We start from the raw sequence: 16,905 nt of genomic DNA, 5'->3' as shown, positions 1-16,905 counted from the left end.
ATGACATCCGTTTTTATTGTATCGTTATATGAAATTTGAAAAGATAAATAAGGCTTATAATTCCGTTTTTAAACAAAATGAACTGAGTATTGGTATAGTGGTGCCTATCGAGAACTATTCGACAAGCGCAATTCCAACCATGCAAGATCATGTACAACGTGTTAAACAGATTGAAGCTTTAGGGTTTAAAGCACTCTGGATTAGAGATATTCCGTTTCATGTTCCTACATTTGGTGATGCAGGTCAAACTTTTGATCCGTTTACTTATTTAGGATTTTTGGTAGGACAAACTACCAAAATAAGCCTAGGTGTTTCAAGTATTGCTTTACCATTACACCACCCTCTAAATATTGCAAAATCCGCAACAACAATAGACCAATTATCTAATGGAAGATTATTATTAGGAGTTGCATCTGGAGACCGATATGATGAATATCCTGCAATGGGGATCGATTATGAAAATAGAAGTGAACTGTTTCAAGAATCATTTAACTACATACGACAACTTCAGAATGATTTTCCAATTTATGAAACAAAGAACCACGGTATTTTACAAGGAAATATTGATATGTTACCAAAACCAACAGCCCATAAAATTCCGTTATTAATGACAGGAAGTAGCAGGCAAACTTTAGAGTGGAACGCTAAAAATGCAGATGGTTGGATGAATTATCCAAGAGATTTATATACCCAAAATAATACAATTAGACAATACAGAGAATTGGTGGCTGAAACGCAAGAGTACGACAAACCTTTTATGCAACCCATGTATTTAGATGTGTTAAAAGATCCTAATACCAAACCACAACCGATTCAGTTAGGGTTTAGATTAGGAATAAATTATCTAACCGATTATTTAGATAAATTACGAAGTATTGGTGTCAATCATTTAGCATTAAACTTGCGTTTTAACACGATGAATATAGAGAAAACTTTAGAGAAAATTTCTAAAGATGTATTGCCAGAATTTCATTCAAAAGATCAAACAAAACAAGATGAATAAGACGATTTTAATTACAGGAAGCACAGACGGAATCGGAAAGTTAACAGCCATAAAACTGGCTAAAGATGGATATACCATTTATGTTCACGGAAGAAATAAAGAAAAACTAAACACTGTAATTTTAGAAATTAAAGAACTCTCAAACAACGAGAAAATCGATGGCTTTGTTGCTGATTTTTCAGATTTAAATGATGTTCAAAAAATGGCAGCTCAAATCAATGATAAAATACCTAAATTAGATGTATTGATTAATAACGCCGGTATATTTAAGACTTCAACCAGTAGTTCTAAAGGATTTGATGTTAGATTAGTTGTAAATTATTTGGCACCTTATGTGTTAACCAATAGGATTCTTTCAATTATAAAAAAGTCAGAGGCACCAAGAATTATTAATTTAAGCTCTGCAGCACAATCACATGTTACTGATGCTACATTAGCCGGGTTAGCTATGCATACTGTTAGTGAAGCATATGCACAAAGTAAATTGGCATTAACGATGTGGAGTTTTGATTTAGCGAAACAGTATCATGATATTTCGGTACTAGCTGTTAACCCAGGTTCTTTGTTAAATACACGCATGGCTAATGAAGCCTATGGCCAACATTGGTCGCCGGCAACAAAAGGATCTGATATACTATACGAACTAGCTGTTTCTGAAGAATACAATGACATAACAGGGCGTTATTTTGATAACGATAAAGGCAACCCAAAAGGGGAGTTTGCAAAAGCACATCCAGATGCTTATGATGACGTTTTAATTTCAAAATTAATAGAACGTACGAAGCTATTAATCAATCAGCCATAAATCGATAAGAGGAGGGGAGTGTAATGCCCATACTTGACAATACTTTAAAAGCTCCAAAGCATATGTTTATGCTTTGGAGCTTTAAGTAGGTATACAAGTAATTACTTGGTTAAAAGAAAGTCTCGTAGATTTTTATTAAAGCTGTTTCTTTTTTCTGAATTGGTAAAAAACACATAACCCACTTTCTTTTCTTTATTAAACATATATAATGCAGTACTGCTCAAATTATCGCCTCCATGAAAGTAATTCGTACCATAATCAGATTTTTCTATAGCAATACCCAATCCATATTTACGAGCTTTTGACTTCTTAGTTGCTACAGAGCTTGACTGTATTTTTAATAGCTCTTGATGGCTTTTTTCTGACAAGATTTTAGCATTCATAAGAGCCAATAAAAAATTTGAAAATTCTTTTGCTTCTGTTTGTAAACTAGCCGATGCTTTAAAATTAGGATCTTTGGCGTTGCTGCTATATCCTTTATTTGGTTTCCCTTTTAAATGACCATCTGCACGATGATTTTCTATATAGTCGTTCCAAACAAAACTTGTATGTTTAATCGCTAGAGGTTTAAAAATGCTCGTGTTAATTAAACGTTGTAATCCATTTTTATCCACACCTTTTAGATGTGCAACAACATTAGCAAGATATTCATAGCCTTCTCCCGAATATTGAAATTTTGTTCCTGGGTCAAACTGTATGGTAAGTTTGCCATTGGGGTTATAATTTCCATTTTGATCCAAAAATCTCCAATTCGGAAATCCACTAGTATGTGATAACACCATTCTGGCAGTAATTAATTTATAACGCTCATCATAGGCAATATCTGGATATTCCATATACGTATATAATGGTGTATCCAAATCCAAAAGACCGTCATCAACCATTTTCATAACAAAAAAGCTAAATACGGTTTTAGATATAGAAGCGGCATCAAAAATTGTAGCATTGTCTACTTTTTCTAGGGTTTCGTTGTTTTTAACACCTAATGCGTTGTGATATACAATTTTATCATCATTAATAAATGCTATAGACAATCCTGGTATATCAAGTGAGTCCATTTGCTGTTTTATAAAAGCATCCATTTCAGATTTAGAAATAAGATGATCGTTAAAAGAGCGAATAACACCTTTATCCCTACGAGTTTTTGACTGATTTAGGCTCAAATCGTCTAACTGTTTATATACTAATGAATCGGTTGGTTGGTCTTTTTTTGTTATCACAGGATCTACAGCTATAGTAGGCAAAGCTGCATAAGACGGTATAGAAAATAGTGCAGCTAAAAAAATGGTACCCATAAGATGTACCAATTTTGTTTTTTGTTGATTAGACATGTTTAATGATTTTTTGATTGATTTATAAACTATAAGATAGAATTTTAGTCGTTTTGTTACACTTATGCACGTACTAATCCTGATTATTATCAAATTACAGAGTAATTTATCCTCAAAAAGTTTACAATACATACCATATTGACAGAGCTCAAAGTGATTTTGTTTATTCTTTTACAAATGAAATAGAGGTTTATGAACTTCTTTAAAATGAGGCAACAGAACGCTTATCATCTAAGAAATGTTAGGAGGGGAGTACTATGTATAGTATGGGATAGTATAGTTCTGGTCTAGATGATTTTATACTGCCAGTTCTTCTTTTTTCTCAACAGCATAAACACCCCAATCTGCAATAGATATGATTACCGGAATTAGGGTTTTTCCAAAATCGGTTAACGAATATTCTACTTTTAAAGGCGGCTTAGAGGTATATACTTTTCTTTTAACGATTCCATCTTCTTCTAACGTCTTTAGTTGTAAACTTAACGTACGTTCTGTAACTGTTGGCATCTCTTTTCTTAACTCATTATAGCGTAATGGACCTTCAATTAAATGATATAATATAACTGTTTTCCATTTTCCGCCAATAATGCCCATAGTTAGACTTGCGCAACATGGATATTCTTTTCCTTTAAATGTATACATAAGATATTGTATTGAGTGCTACAAAATTACGATACTATAATAAATAATACAACTATACTTTTTATAGCAAATTTAACATACACACAATTAATTGATATACAGTTAGTTAAATAATTCATTTATCCAAATTTTATACTATCATTTTTGATAGTTATTGTAAGAAATCAAAACTAACTATACTTTTGATAGTATAAATATTTTAAACTTATACCATTTAATAATGAACATACCAAATATTACCAGAGACGAAATTTTAAATGCATTTACTTATAGACATGCAACCAAAGAATTTGATGCTACCAAAACAGTATCAGACGAAGACATTAATTTTATCCTAAAAACAGCCAATTTATCACCAAGTTCTTTTGGTTTCGAACCTTGGCATTTTATAGTTGTTCAGGATAAAGAATTGCGCGAGTTATTAAAACCTGTTGCTTGGGGAGCCCCTTTAAAATTAGATACAGCTAGTCATTTTATATTAGGCTTAAGCATGAAAGCACCAATGGTAAAACACGATGCGGATTATATTAAACATATGATGAAAGATGTAAAACAATTTCCAGAGGATGTTATTAAAACGTATTCTAAGTTTTACAGAGAGTTTCAAGACCGTGATTTTAATTTAGATACAGACAAGAAGTTATTCGATTGGTCTTCTAAACAAACCTATATTGCTTTAGGGAATATGATGACTGCTGCTGCATTAACAGGAATTGATTCTTGTCCCATAGAAGGTTTTCATCAAGAAAAAGCAGAAGCTTTATTAAGAGAAAAGTTTGATGTAGATACAGATAAATACGGATTATCATTTATGTTGGCTTTTGGTTACCGAAAAGCAGATCCAGCATTCCCAAAATCTAGACGTGCTTTTGAAGACATCATTACCTGGAAATAAAAACATGGTATAAAAATTAGATAAAATTTAAAACTAAGTATCAAATACGCGATTTATAGCTATGAGAAATATTCTGTACAAATTATGGCAAAATGTCGATCGCTGAGAATCGCGTATTTAAAATTTTCTGGATTGTAGTGCGAAATATTAAATTCTAATGAAGTTATGAGAAGTAAAGTATTCGTTGTTTGTTTGACTTAAAATCATATTGAAAGGAAAAGGTTGTGCGGGAGTGGTTCGAAATATTCTATTTTACATAATATAAATTATAGTACAAATGTATCTATTGAAGCAAAACGACGGATACCGCGTATTTGATATAATATCAGATATAAGTATGCGCCAGCGTATTATATCGATAGATATTATGTCAAAGCCGTTTTACGGTATTTATAGTTCTTCTATGCTGCAATAATGTTCACAGCTACATCAACCCGCAGCTTTTTATAATTGATTTGTGATCAATTATAAAAACTCGTGTAAAATATCCCAGGATAATTCTATTTCATAGTAATCGTAGCTACTTGGGTCATCATAATTTCAAAAATCCATTGTTGAAACATTCTGCTCACATTTGTAGCTATAATTTGCCGTTATGTACGGAATAATTCTAAAGATTGAGAATCTTTTGAATTATTAGCGAGTCGATGTGGTTGGCTACCAATTATGGCATTTATTTTTAAACACAATTTGCCATCGCTTGGCCACACCAAAAAAGCAAAACTTTTAGTTGTATTATAAATCGCGTATTTGATAAACATACGTGAAAAAAGTTTTTACGCGATTCTCGAGACGTTGTCGCATAAGCATAAAATTACTACTCTACGAGATAATTTCTATGCACATGCTAACTGTAGAACACAAATTAAACTTTTCTAAGAGTTTGCATTATCTTTTTCCTTGATACAAAAAGAAATCGACTTTAGGAGATTCACGAACTCCAATAAAATATTAACGCGTGAGCTAAACAAAAAATCAAGGCTTCACAAAACTTTGGAAACAATGTACGGCGCAGTCGCTATATTTTAGAAAGCATTCTAACTAATAAGATCGCTTAAGAACTTTAATGAAAATGAATAGCTTTGATTAAACCTTAGTACTAAATCTCTAAAATATTGACACTCCTTTACCTATTGTTTTAACCAAATTTTTCTGAGGCCGTTAAAAAAAGGTTCTATTTTACATAATGTTAAAGCACTAACTTTTTATCAATTCTTCAAGTTTCTCTATCCATTTTTTAAATCTAGGACATTTAGCCAATATTACATCAATTCCTATTTCTTCTGCAATCAAATTACCTTCAGCGACTTTATCATACCTTTCTCCTCTATTAGAAAGAATATTAATCAAACGTTTTGATGGAGCAAATTCTGGTCTAGTATTAATATCTTCAGGATTATCAAATTCATCAACAATATCAGATAACTCATTAACAATACGATGGTTATCATACATTAATTCAAAACCACTTTTTGAAGAAAATAATAAAGCTTCAAATTCATGCTTTTGAACATATGGTAGAAATCTATGATCATTTATATCCTCTGACATTCCTAACTCTAATAATTCAATTTTATCATCTACTCCAACTCTAGTATCGAGCTGATTATAATTAGGCATTGAATTTGGTAACCTAAAGAAATCCACAAACGTCGTAACTATTATTTGATTTTCACTTTTTAAAAAATTATTAATATCATTTTTCAAGTGTTGATAATTCACTAGACCTCCTTTATGTCCTTTACTCGTTGTTATCTCTACAGCTCTAACATCATAAATACCTTTAGATACAAAATATTGTAAAAGAGTTTTATTTACAAATTCTCTTTCTGTATAACCTTCTACTACAAAATATAATCTTCTCAAGGCTGTCCTTTTATTACATTTTTACTCCACAGATCTCCTAAACTATAATCTTCCAACCAATTGGTTAGATTATTTTCGTTAACTTTAGAGAATACTGACTGATTTTCTTCTCTATCTACTGTAATTATATCATTCGGATCAAAATTATCAACAAGCGTAACTGATTGTGTAGAAATGATAACTTGAGTTTTAGCCGATGCTTTTCTAATTATGCCAGCAAGTTTTTTTATCGCAACTGGGTGTAAACCTAATTCTGGTTCATCAATAAGTATTGTTTTTGGAAGGTTTGGTTGCATTAATAATGTACATAATGCTATAAACCTAATTGTACCATCAGAAAAATGTGTAGCATTAAAATAACTATCCGGTTGATTTATTTCAATCCACTCTAGTTTAATTTGTTCAGGATTTAATCTATCAGGTTTTAACTCGAACCTTTCAAAAAAGGGAGCTATTGAGTTAATTGTCTTTTCTATTCTCTTAAAATTATTTTGATGTCTTTTTTGTAGATAATATAGAAATGCAGGTAAATTTGAACCATTTTCTTTTAATATAATGTTATCATTAATTTGACAAGAACTTCTTAATGGAGCTGATGAACTAGTATCGTGAAAATGATAAATCTTAAATGATTCAAAATAGTATCTTAAATATTTGTCTCTATAAGAACCAGAATCTTTAATATGACTCTCTTTCCTATCTGAAACATAAAAATAATCAGAAGTATCATTGTCCCAACTAGCTCGATAACCACTTCCTTCAGTTTCAATGAATAAAGAATTATCTTCAGTTGGTATTAACTTAAAATAATAACTATTACTATCACTGGAGTTCAGCGAATCTCTAAAAAACAATTTCCCATAAATAAAATCTGTTTCTTTTCTTCCAAAATGTAGTAAATTATTTGCTCCCTGTTGTAATGAATAGTTTTGCAACCTCTGTTCATAAACATTATATAGAAGCTTAAAAAAAGAAATGAAATTAGATTTTCCAACACCATTAGAACCGATAAGTATATTAATCGGGTTTAATTTGATTGTTATATCTCTAATAGACTTATAACCTTTTATTTGTATTTTATCAATCATTAAATTCTCTATGAAGGAAATTTTCAATTGCTAATTTAGATAATTACAATTAATAAATTTAATAATCTTCAACTATTCGTCCCACCATTTACTCTCATCTAACTTTAGTTTTTTTTACTAAACAAAGGATTGACATAGTTATAATAGCTAAATGGTACTCCAAAATATAAATCTTCCATATATTTTGGCAAATCATCTTGATCATCTGTTTCTTTTTCTAAATGTGCAATCATTCTACGTAAATAAGTTATTTGTTCCTCCCTCCTTTTGTCTAATTCCTTTAATTGTTTAGCTATAATCCTTTTTTTAATTTCACTATTCCTTCCCAATAAATGAAACCCATTCGTCCAACACAAACCTTGATTAATATTTTCAGTGGCAGCAGAATCATAAATTGTAGCTCTTCCAACAGACATAGAAATTAAACGTTGTTGTAGACTAAAAACAATCTGGTTTTTGCTCTTTCGTGAATACTCATTTATATCTTTTAAGTTTCTATTATTATCTATACCTAGTGAAATCAATATTTTTTGAGTTTCACTAATCTGTTTTTTTATTTCTTTTTGTATAGAACTTTTCCTGACCCTTATTTCTCCTTTATAATTTATTTGATATCCAACAAAAGATAACCAAGGAACGTTTTTTTCATTAGTGAATTTATTACCCCAAAAATATGGTTCTTTTGATTTTACTTTCCAAAATGACTTTGCAGAGTTTTTATAATTTCTAAACTCCTTGGGTTCGTGATATAATAAGTAGTTATTACGGATTCCTTTTTTATATACTTCTAAAGCTTTTTTGCATATATCTCTGTCTTTATGAGCTAAAACCATATCATCACAATACCTTACATATAATATTTCATTATTGACGTTCTTGACATCTTTATCTATCTTATTGAGTATTAAATTCGCAATAAAACAAGATATAGCATTTCCTTGAGGAACTCCTATTCTATTATCATCTATATAATTTTGACTATAATTACTTACAAGTTCTTTTTCAACCCAGCCAAACTCTCCAAGTGGAACTCCATTATTTTTGAAATAATTAGGATTACTATTCTTCGTAAGAACATCTTCATTAAAAGAATAAGAATCTAAGAATAGATTAAATAATTTAATCGCCGTGGAAGATATATTTATTCCTAGCTTATTTAACTCTTCTATAGTCTCATTAAAAACTTTTTGGAGATGCTTATGCTGGACAGTATCAAAAAACTTCTGAATGTCACATTCAGAAACCCAAAGTTTTCTATTCTTCTTCCTATATTTTAGAATTTCAATTATTGAATCATGGTGATTTGGAATGCTACCATTCTTTCTTGCTCTAAATGCATAGGAGCAATCTAAAAATATATTATCAAAATTAACAGTCAAGTATCTAGACAATAAAGAAGTTATTATTTTATCTTTTAAAGAATATTTTGCAATCGGACGATAAATATATTTACCTTTCTTATTTGACTTTGGAAGAGGGAATATTTGCGGTTTAGTTATATGATAATCATCTGATGAAATACCATTTACTTTACTTCTTATATCATCACAGAATGTAATTAAATTATTATACCAAACTTCAGGTATCTTTCCTTTAAAATTAATGAGGTACTTTTCATATTTATAAGATTTCCACAACCTCATTTCATTCCTCTCCAAACTATTATTAAATTGATTTGGATTGAGCCTCTCATATTGATTAAGTTTCTTCCAGTTTCTCCTCGTAGGAAATAGAGACTGAATACTATAGAATTCTTTGTCTTTATCAGAAATCAATATTTTATTAGTCTTTTTATGAAGACTAATATCTCTTATCATATGTTTTTTATGCCTTTTATGAGAGATACCCGCTCTATGTTTACAGAGCATTTTAATGATTGTTGAATTTGTATAATAATCTTCTAGTTCTTTCATATAAAAATAAGGCGTAGAGCGTAGAAATCAATTTGATTGAGATACATTGCTGCACATACAAATACAGCAGAAACCATAAGCATCAGGATTATTAGGTTCGTAAATTGTTTTAGTGTTTTCGGTTATAATCATAAAAATTAATGCTACTAACACCTAAAGACTTTAAAATCTTATACCTGTTCAATATAATGGAAGTAAATTCCACTCTTGCTTACGCCTTATAACCAAATATACTATATTTATATTTTAAATTTAAGCCTAAAAATGAAAGTTTCTAAATTTCAAAATATATACTCAATGACAGTGTATCAGGTAGATTTACTTGAGGAACTGGAAGATATTAGGCAAGGGAAATATAAAACTATAATTCAAAAATGTAGACTTAATACTAGTAGTAATAATTATGATGTTTATAAAAGTCTAAAAATAAAACTTCCTATTGTTACATTTTGTGGCACTTTTATAAATGGAAGAAAATTAAAAGACTTAGATGTTTATAATAATCTTATGATTTTGGATATAGATCATATAGAGACATCTGAAGTCCAATCCACAAAAAACATATTGAAAAAGGATGACTATATTTTTTCAGTTTGGTTATCACCATCTGGAGAAGGATTGAAAGCTTTAGTAAAATTAAAAAGTAGTCCAAGTGAGCATAAATCAAGTTTTGACTCTTTAAAACATTATTTTCAATCAAATTACAATATAGAACTAGACAATAGTGGTAGTGATGTAACAAGATTATGTTTTGTTTCTTGGGATGACGATTTATATTTAAATAGTGATTCGAAAATATATACTGATAAAATAGTTGAGTTAGAATCAAAAGGAAAAAATATAAATCGAGAACCAATTAATAAATCTCTTTCAAAAAGTGCTTTTGCAACAGAAGGTTTAAACAAACAAGAACACAGAAAACAAATTGGTTTGATAATTAAATATTTAAAGAGAAAAAACTTTTCCATCACTAATTCATTTGATGAATGGTTCAGAGTGGCAGTTGCTATTGCTAGTGCTTTTAGTTATGACGTTGGAGAAAAATATTATTTAAGTTTGTGCGAATTAGATAAAGAAAGACATAATGAACTTGAGAGTAAAAATTTACTTAAATATTGTTATAATAATAGAAATTTCAGTTTGCCCACCACTATATCTTTAGGAACTATTGTCTTTTACGCTAAGGAGAAAGGCTTTGTTACTAAAAAAGATAAATTTAGCATATAATCCATTCCACACACATTCCACTCCCCTCCTGCCGTCGGCTCGCATAATAAGTGTTCCATTACCTTTTTAAAAGAATTTTTCGTTAGAAAACTTTTAAAATAAACTGTAGAGGTATAAAAACTTTGCTTTTGACCAAAGCAAAGTGACATAACGCAAGTACATTATGATACAGATTGTAATTCATAATTTGCATTATATAAAATTGCTATTTAAACATTAATTTTTCTAGTTTTATTGTCAATTATTGATGTAGTTAAAAATCACTATGAAATTTCATCATTATCTTGTATTTATCTCCACACTTGCGATTTTAAGACCTTTCACTACTTTTTTACACGAAATGGGGCACGCAATACCCGCATTATTATATACTAAAGAAGGAGTGACTATCTATATTGGTTCTTATGGTGATCCAAAGAAAAGCTTACGTTTTAGATTAGGAAGATTGGAGATTTTTTTTAAATACAATCCTTTACTTTGGGAGTATGGCTTATGTGTTCGTGAGCAAATAGATATTTCAATCAATAAAGGAATTGTAATTATATTTATGGGGCCATTGACCTCTTTGATTATTGGTTCATTTTGTCTTTATATAGGTTTATTTGGAAGTAATTCTGATAGTATTACATTCATTACAATGATGATTGCTGTATCTTCTTTATTAGATTTCTATCATAATATTGTTCCAGACTCCGAGCCGATTACATTACATAGTGGTAAACAAGTTCATAATGATGGTCAACAAATAAAATTGTTACTTAAGTACCGCAACTTGCCAGAAGAATATCATAAATGCGTTGAATATTATAACAATCAGGAATTTGAAAAATCTGGAGCGCTTTTTGAAAAAATTATAAAATCAGGGATTAAACGTGACTTTGTTTATCGGTTAGCCATCTCATCATATTTGCAAATTAAAGATTATGACAAGGCTGATGTAATAAATAGAGATTTCTCAAAAAGGCATAAGAGAAAATTCTCATCTAATGATTACTTTAATTCTGGATTAATTAAATCATACAAAGGTAGTTTGGAAGAATGCATTAAAGATTACACTAAATCATTAAAATTAGACCTGAATAATATAAATTCTTTTAATAATCGAGGGTATACTTATAATCTTTTAGGAAAATATGAAATCGCAATAGAAGATTTTAATAAAGCTTTAGCACTTGATGAGAATTATGCGTATGCATTAAACAATAGAGGTTTAGCAAAGATTAAGTTAGGTGATTTACAGGCAGGGCTTATGGATATTAAAAAATCTTTAGAATTAGATGATGAAAATTCTTATTGCTATATGAATTTAGGGATATATTATTTTGATACTAAAAACTATAATAAAGCTTTGGAGAACTTCAATATAGCCTTAAAACTCGATAAAGACACGTATTTACTTACTGAACATATTGAAAAGGCGAGACAGAAATTAAGCATTTTAGGGTAGTTACCCATTTCACACACATTCCCCTACTCTCCTATCGTCTAACGGGCAATAAGTATTCTATTACCTTTTTTTAAAGAAACATTTAGTTCACAAGGTTTTTATTGTTTTAGAGGAGTTCATGAATCTCATTCTTCGATTGCGTTAGAAAACTTTTAAAATAACTAAAAAAAAACTTTGCTTTGGTTAAAAGCAAAGTTTTATAAATCAGAATATTATAATACAAATATAGTATCGTAAATTGGCGCATACGTAGTATTTTACATAATTACAGATATAACGACTTTACTATTTCAAGGCAAAATTAAGAGCAGCATATCAACTGGTTTTATTGTTTTTCTATTATTGCAGGCAATATATAATCAATCATCATTTTATCAACATTGGCATGAGATCCAGGTTTGTTATAAGCCGAAGCCGTAATGACAATAACAAAAGGAATATCTTTAAAAATAAAAATCTTATTGCCTCCATTACCCGTGCAAAAAGATACTTCATAATCTTTATCATTTACTGTATATACTCTATTCCAGAAAAGGTAACCGTAATGCATCCCTTTTATTCCACCGTAATCCTGTGATACTTGTTTGGCTAAACTTTTTTCTACCCATTCTTTAGTTAAGATTTGTTTACCATTCCAAAGTCCTTTGTTTTTATAAAGTTGTCCATATTTAGCAAAATCAATAGCTCGTAGTTCTATACCACCGCCTGTATATGCAACATTTTGAGGGGTATGAAACCATTTATACTCGGTAATGCCTAATGGGGCAAATAATTTTTTATCGCCATAAGAAACAAGTCCGTTTGGAACGGATTTATGAATAATATCTCCTAACAAATTAGAACCAGCAGTAAAGTAATTATAGTCTTTGCCTATGATTTTGTCTTTATGCATGGGTAAATCTAAAGTAAACTTCACCCAGTTATCGGTAGATTGCATTTTATCTTCGGTCCCTGGACTGTCGTTATCCCAATCATTACCAAGGAATCCTGAACTCATGGTTAAAAGTGATTTTAATGTTACAGAATCTTTCTTTGCACTATAATTTTTATATGATTTTAAATCATAAAAATCTTTTAGCAAAGTGTTTTCATCTTTTATAAATTCATCTTTAATAGCAATTCCTAGTATTGTAGAGGCAAATGATTTTCCTACTGACCTAGGGTTGTGTAAACTATCTCTTGTTGCATCGTTAAAATATTCTTCTATTAAAAGTTTACCATCTTTTATCACCACAATGCTATTAATATCTTCAAACCTACCTTCTGCTATTTTTCTATTGAGTGCTTCAATTTTATTGTTGTCAAAATTATCTTTAGCGATTTCCCAACCACTATTTGGTTGTATTTTCTGAACAGGAACTAAATTTTCATCTATATAAATTTTAGGCACTTTTACAGCGATATTTCCTTTTGCCAAAAGAGGGCCAACTTTTAATGTACCATCCTTTAAATAAGGCTTTATTGCTATACTTAACGTGTGATTTCCTTCGGTAAACGCATCTAACCCGCCATTAACTTTCATAAATCTTTGCCACATATACCAGCCCCAAAAACCGATTCGTTCTGGTGCTACTAATGGCACTACTTGTTTAAGCATCTCTGTTTTTCGAGTTTTTGGTCCTGCTCCAGTGTTTAAGTTTTCTACATAAATTAATTTTCCATCTATCAAATATGAAAACTGAAAATTCCCTTTACTTAACAATTCTTCTTCAGACAGGCTTGGTGCCAACTCTTGAAGACTTTTTATCAATGGTTTATCTAAGGTGAAAGCAATACTAAGGAAGTTGTCGTTATGTAAATCGAAGTTTTTTGAATATGCTTCAGAAGAAATTTTAGCTTTTGTAAAGTCTACTGTTGAAAAAAATAAGTTCTCAATTTCGTTTGATGATGTATTGCTCGATTTTGATTGACCACTGTTTTTACATGATAGTAATAAACATGTAATAAGGATAAATAAATAATTAGATTTCATATTCGTAATTTGGTTTCTTGTAAAGGAAATTAATTTTTATCATTAGATGTAACCATTTTCGTCATTAGATGTCCTAAACTATAGTATCAGACTATTTTTTTAGTCCGTACGTAAATAAAAATCAGATTCTAACTAAATGAAATGATAAAAAAGAGTAAACTCTTTTTTTTTATATTAAAACGCAGCAATGCTAAAATTCTAATTGCATGAATGTATCGCTATATGAGCTTTTTTTGGTATTGGTTATTGGTCAGTGTGTGTTTTTGATTTTTGCTATTCAGTATATCCCTAAAAAGCATACAGGAGCAAACAGAGCTATACAATACTTATTGGCAATTTATAGTCTCTTTTTATTCGAAAGAGCTATGGGCCATCAATTTGAAAGAGATTTTTTGAGGTTATATGGTAATATCATTAATACTTTTTATCTTTTTATTGGCCCTTTAGTTTATACCTATATTAGGCGGTTACTCTTTTATAAGAATGGAAATTATCAGTTAGCATACTATCACTATTTGCCAGCACTATTGTATTTAGGATACTGTTTTTTTCATGTTTATATTTATGATTCAATACAGGATTTAAGCCGTTATTTTAATACATTATTGTTTTTTAACGATGTCGTATTTTTCATTGTTATTTCGGCTTATTTATTCAAATCTAATAGATTACTAAATTACTATGAGAAGAATGAAGAACAAGAACTATCCTTTAATCAAACCATTATAAAGTATATAAAGATCATGCTTGTTTGCTTGTTGGTCTATATGATTTTTTGGTTGTTAGGTATTGTTGAACGCTTTGTTGTTAAATTACCAATCGATATCAGAATGATCTGGGATATATCATGCTTAATATTTGGTATACAAATTTATATAGTAGGTTTTTATAATTTAAAACACCCAGAAGTATTTAAAATTAGATTTCCTTTAAATAAGGAAAACGAATCTAAAAAAAAGAATAAACTTGATGAAAAAGAAATAATTAAGATTAAAAATCTAATTGACACTTTCTTAGAAGAAAAGAAAGGCTATTGCCGACCAGAATTGAGTTTATCAATTCTAGCAAATGAAATTAATACTACTACCAATAAATTATCGTGGGTTCTAAACAATATCTACAAAAAAACTTTTTATGAACTGGTTAACGAATATCGAGTTGAGTGTTTTTTACAAAGAATAAATGAAAATAAACATAAAGAATTTACATTAATTTCTATTGCATTTGAAGTTGGATTCAATTCCAAGTCTACCTTTTATAAAGCGTTTAAAGAGATAACAAATTTTACACCTACAGAATATATCAGAAAGGTTGAAAAATCGTAAAAACTTAAAGCGTATAATTATTCATTTTCTGTAATGGTAGTCGTATTTTCTGAATGCTGCGATACATTTCCTCTGTAGCTAATTGTTGTTCGATGGCTGCTATTAATAATTAGATCACTTTCTAAATCCGGAAAAAGTATCAACATCACTTTACAAGATTCTTCTCTGTTTTTAATATAGAAATTAATCAGATAGCGTTGTTTTTTCTCATTATACTTTACATTTAGGCGTTCTGCAATCCCGTCATACTCAAATCCGATGGTTCTGGGATTGTAACTTCCTGGTAATTGTCGTTCTCCAAAATATGGTAAAGAAATGGATACGCTATCTCCATATATTCTTAAATGATTAGGATTTCCTACCAAACTAATCGAATTAGCATTACTTCCCGGTGGTAATAATCCACTAATGGCAACAGCATTAACATTAGCATTTGCCAATGGATATGCCCAATCTGATACTATTTCAAAATTCTTTTGTGCTACCAAAGCATCTAAAGCTTTGATTTTCTCGGCATCAACAACAGTCGATGTTGTACTACCACAAGCAGTAAACAACACTCCTAGAACGATTAAAAAAAGAAATCTCATACGTATAAATTTTTCCTACTAGTTTACAATGTACAAAAATCAAAGATCACATATTTTTATTTAACTAATAATTAATCATTTAACCTTATAACCTTTAGATATTTAGAACTTAAACTTACCTTTTAGAGAAAACATATTTGGGTTTGAATAAGCACCAAAATTATCACTATTAAAAAACAATTCTTGAGTTGCTTCTAAGGAAAAATTAGAATTTACCTCGTATCCAAATCCGTATTTAAAATAAATCTCTGCAGAATATGGTTTCGGACTGTCATTTCTTGAATTTTCTATCTCTAATTCTGCGTTTTCAAATTCTTCTCCTTCCTCAGCAGATAAAAACCTAGGATCCACTAAATTTCTAGTGATCTCTATTTCTCCACCTCCTAAAACATAAAACTGTTTAGTGACATATTGCTTTGCCATAAGCGGTACTTTAAATACTTGCACAAAACCGTGCGATCTTAATTCACCTCTTAAAGTTAAAAACAAATTAGAATTCACTTTATAATCCATCGTAAATGTAGCATATTGCCCAGGGTTTAACTTATCTACATAGGATGCATCAGAAATTGATACTTTTGGATCTTTATCAACCGGATTTTCTTGTTGAGAAAATAAATTATAATTATTACAAATACTTAATAATAAAATAGTTAAAGCACTTAATTTAAAGTATCTGTTTACTCTTTTTGTTTTAGAGATATTGGTTAAAAAATATTCATTTTTCATACTATGTTAGTATTGGTTATCCTAAAGGACTTAAAAAAAGAGCATTACGTTACAACAATATACAAGATCTAT

General features: G+C 29.7%; 14 protein-coding genes. 6 read left to right on the top strand and 8 right to left on the bottom strand.

Annotated features, from left to right (window positions below):
* The first annotated feature begins 28 nt into the window (after positions 1-28).
* Together D1816_RS03940 and D1816_RS03935 are read left to right on the top strand one after the other, a co-directional pair.
* Positions 29-1,003: an LLM class oxidoreductase gene (locus D1816_RS03940; protein ID WP_118501254.1), complete on the top strand. Its 975-nt coding sequence runs from the start codon at positions 29-31 to the stop codon at positions 1,001-1,003.
* Complete coding sequence (locus D1816_RS03935; RefSeq protein ID WP_118501253.1) at positions 996-1,808, top strand: SDR family NAD(P)-dependent oxidoreductase; 813 nt, start codon at positions 996-998, stop codon at positions 1,806-1,808. The genes D1816_RS03940 and D1816_RS03935 overlap by 8 nt, the downstream gene beginning before the upstream one ends.
* Positions 1,809-1,909: 101 nt before the next feature.
* Here D1816_RS03935 and D1816_RS03930 read toward each other — a convergent pair whose 3' ends face one another.
* Both D1816_RS03930 and D1816_RS03925 read right to left on the bottom strand, forming a co-directional pair.
* On the bottom strand, positions 1,910-3,139 hold the full coding sequence (locus D1816_RS03930) for a serine hydrolase (protein WP_158597786.1): 1,230 nt from the start codon (positions 3,137-3,139) through the stop codon (positions 1,910-1,912).
* A gap of 297 nt (positions 3,140-3,436) precedes the next feature.
* Positions 3,437-3,781: a helix-turn-helix domain-containing protein gene (locus tag D1816_RS03925; RefSeq protein WP_118501251.1), complete on the bottom strand. Its 345-nt coding sequence runs from the start codon at positions 3,779-3,781 to the stop codon at positions 3,437-3,439.
* 220 nt (positions 3,782-4,001) lie between these two features.
* On the opposite strand from D1816_RS03925, the gene D1816_RS03920 reads away from it, so the two are divergent.
* Positions 4,002-4,676, top strand: coding sequence for an NAD(P)H-dependent oxidoreductase (locus D1816_RS03920; protein WP_118501250.1), 675 nt, complete (start codon positions 4,002-4,004; stop codon positions 4,674-4,676).
* A 1,197-nt stretch (positions 4,677-5,873) separates the two neighbouring features.
* On the opposite strand, the gene D1816_RS03915 is transcribed toward D1816_RS03920, so the two are convergent.
* From D1816_RS03915 to D1816_RS03905, 3 genes are all read right to left on the bottom strand, one after another.
* Complete coding sequence (locus D1816_RS03915) at positions 5,874-6,542, bottom strand: DUF4276 family protein (RefSeq protein ID WP_118501249.1); 669 nt, start codon at positions 6,540-6,542, stop codon at positions 5,874-5,876.
* Positions 6,539-7,630 carry an AAA family ATPase gene (locus D1816_RS03910; protein ID WP_118501248.1) on the bottom strand — a complete coding sequence of 364 codons (1,092 nt, stop codon included), beginning with the start codon at positions 7,628-7,630 and terminating at the stop codon, positions 6,539-6,541. The genes D1816_RS03915 and D1816_RS03910 overlap by 4 nt, the downstream gene beginning before the upstream one ends.
* A 104-nt stretch (positions 7,631-7,734) precedes the next feature.
* Positions 7,735-9,543 carry a reverse transcriptase domain-containing protein gene (locus D1816_RS03905; protein ID WP_118501247.1) on the bottom strand — a complete coding sequence of 603 codons (1,809 nt, stop codon included), beginning with the start codon at positions 9,541-9,543 and terminating at the stop codon, positions 7,735-7,737.
* A gap of 264 nt (positions 9,544-9,807) precedes the next feature.
* On the opposite strand from D1816_RS03905, the gene D1816_RS03900 reads away from it, so the two are divergent.
* Together D1816_RS03900 and D1816_RS03895 are read left to right on the top strand one after the other, a co-directional pair.
* Positions 9,808-10,770 (top strand): BT4734/BF3469 family protein, encoded by a 963-nt coding sequence (locus D1816_RS03900; RefSeq protein WP_118501246.1) that lies wholly within the window; start codon positions 9,808-9,810, stop codon positions 10,768-10,770.
* Positions 10,771-11,035: 265 nt separating this feature from the next.
* On the top strand, positions 11,036-12,217 hold the full coding sequence (locus D1816_RS03895; protein WP_118501245.1) for a M50 family metallopeptidase: 1,182 nt from the start codon (positions 11,036-11,038) through the stop codon (positions 12,215-12,217).
* Positions 12,218-12,542: 325 nt separating this feature from the next.
* Here D1816_RS03895 and D1816_RS03890 read toward each other — a convergent pair whose 3' ends face one another.
* Complete coding sequence (locus D1816_RS03890; protein ID WP_118501244.1) at positions 12,543-14,189, bottom strand: serine hydrolase; 1,647 nt, start codon at positions 14,187-14,189, stop codon at positions 12,543-12,545.
* Between the two features lie 206 nt (positions 14,190-14,395).
* Between D1816_RS03890 and D1816_RS03885 the strand changes: the two genes are divergently transcribed.
* Complete coding sequence (locus tag D1816_RS03885; RefSeq protein ID WP_118501243.1) at positions 14,396-15,514, top strand: AraC family transcriptional regulator; 1,119 nt, start codon at positions 14,396-14,398, stop codon at positions 15,512-15,514.
* A gap of 17 nt (positions 15,515-15,531) precedes the next feature.
* On the opposite strand, the gene D1816_RS03880 is transcribed toward D1816_RS03885, so the two are convergent.
* Both D1816_RS03880 and D1816_RS03875 read right to left on the bottom strand, forming a co-directional pair.
* Positions 15,532-16,104 (bottom strand): DUF4251 domain-containing protein, encoded by a 573-nt coding sequence (locus tag D1816_RS03880; RefSeq protein WP_118501242.1) that lies wholly within the window; start codon positions 16,102-16,104, stop codon positions 15,532-15,534.
* A gap of 102 nt (positions 16,105-16,206) precedes the next feature.
* Positions 16,207-16,833 carry a hypothetical protein gene (locus D1816_RS03875; RefSeq protein WP_118501241.1) on the bottom strand — a complete coding sequence of 209 codons (627 nt, stop codon included), beginning with the start codon at positions 16,831-16,833 and terminating at the stop codon, positions 16,207-16,209.
* Positions 16,834-16,905 lie beyond the last annotated feature (72 nt).

The organism is Aquimarina sp. AD10 (assembly GCF_003443715.1).
GTDB classification, from domain to species: domain Bacteria; phylum Bacteroidota; class Bacteroidia; order Flavobacteriales; family Flavobacteriaceae; genus Aquimarina; species Aquimarina aggregata.
The sequence above is the reverse complement of the archived record's forward strand: the minus strand, read 5'-3'. Positions and strand labels throughout refer to the sequence as shown.

Excerpts from the sequence above, each read along its gene's own strand:
- D1816_RS03930 (WP_158597786.1), bottom strand. The coding sequence starts at position 3,139 with ATGTCTAATCAACAAAAAACAAAATTGGTACATCTTATGGGTACCATT.
- D1816_RS03875 (WP_118501241.1), bottom strand. The coding sequence starts at position 16,833 with ATGAAAAATGAATATTTTTTAACCAATATCTCTAAAACAAAAAGAGTA.
- D1816_RS03880 (WP_118501242.1), bottom strand. The coding sequence starts at position 16,104 with ATGAGATTTCTTTTTTTAATCGTTCTAGGAGTGTTGTTTACTGCTTGT.
- D1816_RS03900 (WP_118501246.1), top strand. The coding sequence starts at position 9,808 with ATGAAAGTTTCTAAATTTCAAAATATATACTCAATGACAGTGTATCAG.
- D1816_RS03910 (WP_118501248.1), bottom strand. The coding sequence starts at position 7,630 with ATGATTGATAAAATACAAATAAAAGGTTATAAGTCTATTAGAGATATA.
- D1816_RS03940 (WP_118501254.1), top strand. The coding sequence starts at position 29 with ATGAAATTTGAAAAGATAAATAAGGCTTATAATTCCGTTTTTAAACAA.
- D1816_RS03935 (WP_118501253.1), top strand. The coding sequence starts at position 996 with ATGAATAAGACGATTTTAATTACAGGAAGCACAGACGGAATCGGAAAG.
- D1816_RS03905 (WP_118501247.1), bottom strand. The coding sequence starts at position 9,543 with ATGAAAGAACTAGAAGATTATTATACAAATTCAACAATCATTAAAATG.
- D1816_RS03920 (WP_118501250.1), top strand. The coding sequence starts at position 4,002 with ATGAACATACCAAATATTACCAGAGACGAAATTTTAAATGCATTTACT.
- D1816_RS03890 (WP_118501244.1), bottom strand. The coding sequence starts at position 14,189 with ATGAAATCTAATTATTTATTTATCCTTATTACATGTTTATTACTATCA.
- D1816_RS03885 (WP_118501243.1), top strand. The coding sequence starts at position 14,396 with ATGAATGTATCGCTATATGAGCTTTTTTTGGTATTGGTTATTGGTCAG.
- D1816_RS03895 (WP_118501245.1), top strand. The coding sequence starts at position 11,036 with ATGAAATTTCATCATTATCTTGTATTTATCTCCACACTTGCGATTTTA.
- D1816_RS03925 (WP_118501251.1), bottom strand. The coding sequence starts at position 3,781 with ATGTATACATTTAAAGGAAAAGAATATCCATGTTGCGCAAGTCTAACT.